Genomic DNA, 6,000 nt, shown 5'->3' with positions numbered 1-6,000 from the left:
GATGTAGAGTTTGCCCAGAAAGTATTAGAGTATCGGCAAAGGCAACGGGAAGAGAGGGAACGAAAGCGGCAAGAGTCACTTGAGCGAGATGCGGCTTTCGCAGCTAGAATGCAGTCTCAGTATGGGATTAACCCGCCGTCCACACCCCCCATTAATGAAGATGGAAGTAATAATCGGGGGGGTATGGACACAGATTCAGAAGCCAGTGATTTTTGGTGGGAACGGGTAAAATATTATGCTCAGTTGGCGATTAAGCGGTTTGAATATGGGGTGGAGTCAGTTAAAGAATTACTCAGTACACTAACGATTGATGAGCGGTGGGGCGTGATCTTCAAGTTTGAGGATATTGACCAGAACTTGTTTGCTCAACTGGTGGATGGAGCGCCCGATTGGGTGGAATGGATGGCGTAAATCATCGCCTSATTGAGTTGAATACAAGTAGAGCGATCGCGCTTTTGTCGGTAATTTGTAGTTAAACGACATTGCTACCAGGGATAAACACACAAGGATTTGAGTTTTTGTCAAAATTTTGAAAAGATTAAGATTGAAAATTTAATCGGAAAGAATTTTATGGTGACAGAACTTGAGCTTCAAGAGATTTTTAACGAATTAGATTCAGACGGTGATGGCAAGGTCAACATTGATGAACTTATTTCAAATAAGAATCAGGCTTTGTATTTATCAACGTTAGCTGAGACCGGAAATTTCAACAATCTGCTAACACAGTATGATTCTGACTCAGACGGTAGCCTTTCCTTTGAAGAATTAAAAACAGCAGTTTCAGCAGTAGGTAATTTAGAAGATTAATCCCCAGTAATCGCCAAGTTACCCACACTATCCAATAACCCAGACGTTAGCCCCGGCATTTTCTCATCACGGAAATCCGGGGGCTTTTGCTTATCGTTCAATTAGCGGGTTCTACAGCGTCCTTTAAAGTACGTTAACTACCTCTTAGGTAGTATGAATTATGTATGTCACACCCCTAACACCGGAAAATACCTTAGATCAATATATATAGGGAGTAATTACACGTAATGACTCTAATGTGTAATAAGCGGCTCAAAGTGATATTTCGCCAACGGTATCCACTGCTCATTTGATCCCATTGATGCCATCATCGCGCAATACAATTTTTTTGCGAAGGAAGAAAGCATACATACTCATCGCTATCAAGCCAATCGGATGAGAAGATTCGGGAATTTGTGCTGTTTGACTCACAGAGAAAAGCGCAAAGGTACGGGTTGCATTTATATCAGTGCCAACTCTATCTGGATTAATGGTGATATTTATCGAACAACTACAAATTCCACCGCTTTGATAAATCGCTTCTAAAAATTCACTCCATTTGCGTCCTGCATAATAATCTGCATAGTTACCCAAGATACTGCCAAAATAGTTAGGGGCAAAGGTAATATTGCCTTGATTATCAATGAGCCGGATACCCAAAGCGGATTGTTGAGGAATAAGATAATCTTGAGTACTTTGTGTTTCACCTATGGCAATTGAAGCAGGATAAGTGGTTTCTAATAAATTATCAATTGTATTTCGTGCCGCTTCAGCACCTTGAGCATCAAGCCAAAATGTGGGTTGATGAATCAAGTTAGAAGGATTACCAAATAAATTGGTGAAACTACTCTGCACAAAGTTAACATTGTAAGGAGTAGTGGCAATTTCCAACTCTTTAATGCCAATGATATTGCCCTGAGAGTTAAACTGAATTGTAGCAGCTTGAACTGAGTGGGAAATGAGGCTGAATGCTGAGGTGGCAAGGCTTAAGAGGAAAATTTGTCTAAGTTTAAATATCAGCTTTAGTGTCACCATAAGACTATGTAATTATAAGGAGATATGAAAGTATGCTAAAGCATATTAAAATTCTCTAGCAACAATTGAAACACCTATATGGATGCCTAAGCCAGGAAGTTTCGCTTTTACTTCAAGGAAACTAATCATATACATGGAAGATGCGCCGTTTTTATGTTAGGAAACATTTCGCCAACGCTATCTTCGCTACTTTTCCTCCTTGTCAGCTTCTGGAGGTTCGGTTTTGTTTTTTGGTGCTACTAGCCCACTAGACTGTGAATTTGCGGCAACAAAGAAAAATCCACTAACTACTGTTGCTATCGGGATTAACTGCGAATATAGCGTTTTGGATGCGTCGTTAATAATGCTAACTGCTTTATTAAGATTCTCAATTTGAGGATCTTTTGAGTCTTTCAGCTTTGAAATTTGTTCGGAATAGTCTTGGATTTTCAAGTAACTTGCACCTGCAATCCATCCTATGAAAAACCATAGGCTTATACCTAAAAGACCAGCACTGATTAGTTTTAAACTTTCACGCCATTCAGGAGGCGTATTTGCTGTTGCATTGGCTAAAAGAAGTTTTTGAAGAAATCTCGTATCTTCTTTCGCTGCTGTATTAATGCCTCCCAATGGTGCTTCTGTCTGCTCTTGTGCTTGAGTCGGTGGTTCTAATCCTAACTGCTCCGCGCCCATTAGTTAAGCTACCTCTTAAACTACTGAGAAATCTCATTCAACTTTATTTATTACTTATCAGTTGCGATCTATGTATTTATGCAAACTAAATTTAAAGTTATTCTGTCGTTATAATACTTTTTCATGCCCTATTTAAGCTGGCATTGGCAGATACCGACTCTTAATTGAGCTTGCTAGGTTTTGAGTTGCGTCATCACCTAGAGGGAAAATCCTTTATTTTGTCTAAGTTCTTATCCCTGTTTTTCTTCTATTATTTGTTGCAATACACGCTCTGCTTTTTCCCTTATGCTTTCACGGGAGAATAATATTGAATTCTGACGCACAGTACGCCATCTTTGGCGGAAAGTTTTTTAGAGCTAAAAATGATGATTTTAGTAAAATTTAAATCACTTGAATCAAAATTAACTACTAAAAAACTACTTTTATGCTACAAAACTAACTGTACAGTTCACTACTAGAACGTTGACTATTAAAGACTCAAATCATCATCCTGCTCCTGCTGTTGCTGTTGCTGTTGCCTTAACTGTCGCCCATAATCAAGTAGCTGCTGATTCCAATCGTCAGCCTTGCATTTGAGCCGCTTGGACTGTGGCAGTAGTTCCTTAACAACTCGTGCAGCTGCATTACCCTCATCGTCCGAGTCAAAAGCCACTTGTACATTAGGAATATTCTGCAATTGCTCTACTGGTAAGCTTTTGGGATTATCTAGCGCCATGTACAAAGTTCTATTGGGTGGCACGTCGCCTCTAAGCTGATATTCCAGCATGGCAAAAGACACGGCATCGATGGGCGACTTCAAAAGCACCACTTTCTCTGGGGAATCAGTAGGCTGGCCGCCCAAGTGAAAGTAAAACCAGCCCTCACGCCGCTTAGTCCCTTTCTCGTACCCAAGAAAAGTGTTGTTTTCTCCCCGCGTACCTCGCAGGAACGCTCCTATTGCCTGGGGTTCTTCGCCAAGATTCCGCATGACGAACACAGCGTTTTGCTGGTCATCAGCGTAAACTAACCCCCTTTTATGCAGAAGTTCCACAAAATTTTCAGGTATTCCCCGTTTTTGGGTGAGGTAGTTGGAGACAGAAGACCACTTGGCTTTATCCTCAACTGGTAGCGTGAATTTGGAGCGTGGTTCTAACTGGATAATTTCAGCAGCCACTGTTTTGGCTTTTGCGATCGCTGCTCGTTCTGCCCCAGCTTCACCAAAGCGCTCATGTAACCAGACGACCGCTTGCCGTACATTGCAATTGTTAACGTGCATCACCAAATCAATTGCACCACCGCCACCCTTCTGTTGATCGGGGGCAAAGTCGTAGAACTTTTCCGCATCTATATTGATGATGTGTCCGTGGCCCTTCCATCTCCCTTGATCGTGGTGTAGCCCCAACTCCCAAGCCACATCCTCTAGGGGCAAGTCGCGCAGTTGTTGAGTCTGCTGCCGAAGAAGAAGTTTCTCTGTCTGTAATTGTTTGATGAGTTGGTCTTTGGCTTCAATTTCTTTTACCAAAGCTTTAGCTGTGGCTTCTATCTCCTGTTTTTTAGTTTGCGCTCTGTCGCGTTCGGCAGCTTTGGCTTGCATCTGGGCTAAAGTCAGTTGACTATTTGATTCAATGCCAGAGTTGACAATGCTGTAAAAATCTTTGATGTCCTGGTGTTGTGCCCTACTTCCCTTAATGCCACGCTCTAGCCCCAGATGTTCGGTGGCCGCAGAATAAGAATCTTGGAACTGCCTCATTTTCTGCCGACCGTCAAAGAAGTGCTTGGCTCTGAGTTGCCCCAAATCATCCAAGGGAACAAAGTAAGCATGAATATGTGGGGTGGCTTCGTCTAAGTGCAACTCTGCCCTGACTACGCGCTCTCCATATTGCGACTCCAGCCATTTTTTAGATGCTTCCAACCATACATCCACTTCCTTCTGCTCGTAGTAGCCGGCTTGTGTTGGGCAATTGGGGCGGAAGTATTCTGGTGAAGCGGTCAATAAAATCTCTACTGCATACACCGCATCCGGGCGAATCTTCCGCTTCTGTTCTCTTATCCTCTCCATCACCAATTGATCTAATGATTCATTTGGATTGTGATGACCGATGAACCTGATATTATTTTGGGATGGATCAGCGTTCGGCGTTTCTCTAAATCTAGCGGTATGCGCTTCACTGCCTGCCAAGTTACTGCGCTTTAGCTTTTTGATGCGTGCAATAGCGTAAGCCATCTCCGTTCACTCGTGAAATTGGGTTTAGAGCGTCGCAGACCCCACGAAACCTTTTTGTTTAAGCGAAGCGAAAAATGGCGAAAGCCAMCCTCCGTGCAAAAAGGTGTAGTGGGTACACCTAAATTATGGTACACCCAACCGAAAAATTTTGGTGGCAGTCCCCCTCCTGCGGCTCAAAAGCTTGCTGTGTAAGCTTTTGAGGTATATTCGGCACGTTATTACAGTTTTTACCTCAAACATCACTAAAAAACTCATTCACACCACTATAATACTCATAACAATCTCAATCGCTTACCAATTTGAGCGATTTTTTCCACTCCTTTTAAACTCATTCACATCACTTTTAAACTTATTTGCACCACTGTTAAACTCACAAAAATTACAGATGGGTTTTTATACGATAAACGTTGTACTACTTAGGAGACAAGATGAGCGAAAAACGCAACTTTTATGTTGAGTTGCCAAGAATTAAACGCAAGTCTAAATCTTGGGAGGGTAAGGTGATTGAATATTTATTGAACCATCCTTCTAATAAAGCCGCGACTGAATTTTCAATGGAAGCTCTAACTGCTTTTTGGTTGCCTGAAGCGTTAGAAGGTAAAGTTAGCTCTGATGAGTTGKTCAAAGCTTGTTGGTCTGCGATTGAGAAACTAGAAGGAAAACTTGCCACCATTAGAAGGATAGCTGGCATAAAAAAATTACCTTCATCCGACACAACACTTTTTAGTGCTTCTCCTGAAACTGTGAATCCCACTAAAAATAATGAGAACTTGAATGATGATGAAATTCAAGTGTCCACCTCGGATGACGATGACCAAACCTTAGATGAAGACAGTGACGATTTGATGGAACTAGAACTGTCACCGGAAATGAAACAGATCAACAAGCTGTTTGGTGTCGAGTAGTAGTTGAGAAAAAGCTCATCGTAATTGCGAAAAGCAGCGAATTAGTTTAAGGGGGCTGAATTGACTTACCCAAAAATGAGCGGAACGTTTTTTAACTTCGCCAACAGCATCCGCTTCAATGGCGAAGAACTAGAGAAGAATCGCCGCATTTTTCAGAGGGGTAAACTCTGAGGTGGCTTTTGTCGTGATTGTGTAGTTTTTTAGTAGTATTTTTTGATGGCTCTTACTTCTGATAATAGCTTTTCAATTTTGACCCTCAAAAACTTTCCGCCAAATATGGCGTACTGTGCGTCAAAAAAAAGATGGATTAGCAAGCTTAAAAGCTTTTAAGCGAATTTCCCAAGAATTTACCAATTATTGGGAGCAAATGGGAGACTTTTAAGAAGTCTTGGGAACTGT

General features: G+C 41.7%; 6 protein-coding genes and 1 pseudogene. 4 read left to right on the top strand and 3 right to left on the bottom strand.

The genetic code is table 11. The features are described 5' to 3' along the window. Both FCR06_RS33955 and FCR06_RS27820 read left to right on the top strand, forming a co-directional pair. Positions 1-411, top strand: a pseudogene (locus tag FCR06_RS33955) (bifunctional DNA primase/helicase); the annotation flags it as partial. Positions 412-570: 159 nt separating this feature from the next. Then, the gene (locus FCR06_RS27820) at positions 571-807 is read left to right on the top strand and encodes an EF-hand domain-containing protein (protein WP_138505545.1); all 237 of its coding nucleotides are present in this window, start codon (positions 571-573) and stop codon (positions 805-807) included. A 285-nt stretch (positions 808-1,092) separates the two neighbouring features. Here the strand turns inward: FCR06_RS27820 and FCR06_RS27815 are convergent, their stop codons facing one another. From FCR06_RS27815 to mobV, 3 genes are all read right to left on the bottom strand, one after another. Next, positions 1,093-1,821, bottom strand: a complete 729-nt coding sequence (locus FCR06_RS27815; protein ID WP_223280330.1) for a hypothetical protein — start codon at positions 1,819-1,821, stop codon at positions 1,093-1,095. A gap of 186 nt (positions 1,822-2,007) precedes the next feature. Next, entirely contained in the window at positions 2,008-2,493 is a 486-nt protein-coding gene (locus tag FCR06_RS27810; RefSeq protein WP_138505543.1) for a hypothetical protein, read from the bottom strand. Between the two features lie 469 nt (positions 2,494-2,962). Then, on the bottom strand, positions 2,963-4,696 hold the full coding sequence (gene mobV / locus FCR06_RS27805) for a MobV family relaxase (RefSeq protein WP_138505541.1): 1,734 nt from the start codon (positions 4,694-4,696) through the stop codon (positions 2,963-2,965). Between the two features lie 12 nt (positions 4,697-4,708). Here mobV and FCR06_RS27800 point away from each other — a divergent pair, with 12 nt between their 5' ends. Beyond that, positions 4,709-4,888, top strand: a complete 180-nt coding sequence (locus FCR06_RS27800) for a hypothetical protein (RefSeq protein WP_138505539.1) — start codon at positions 4,709-4,711, stop codon at positions 4,886-4,888. 236 nt (positions 4,889-5,124) lie between these two features. Beyond that, on the top strand, positions 5,125-5,601 hold the full coding sequence (locus FCR06_RS27795; RefSeq protein ID WP_138505538.1) for a hypothetical protein: 477 nt from the start codon (positions 5,125-5,127) through the stop codon (positions 5,599-5,601). Positions 5,602-6,000: the final 399 nt, after the last annotated feature.

The sequence above is a fragment of the Nostoc sp. PA-18-2419 genome, from assembly GCF_005869855.1.
In the GTDB taxonomy this organism is placed as follows: domain Bacteria; phylum Cyanobacteriota; class Cyanobacteriia; order Cyanobacteriales; family Nostocaceae; genus Nostoc.
The sequence above is the reverse complement of the archived record's forward strand: the minus strand, read 5'-3'. Positions and strand labels throughout refer to the sequence as shown.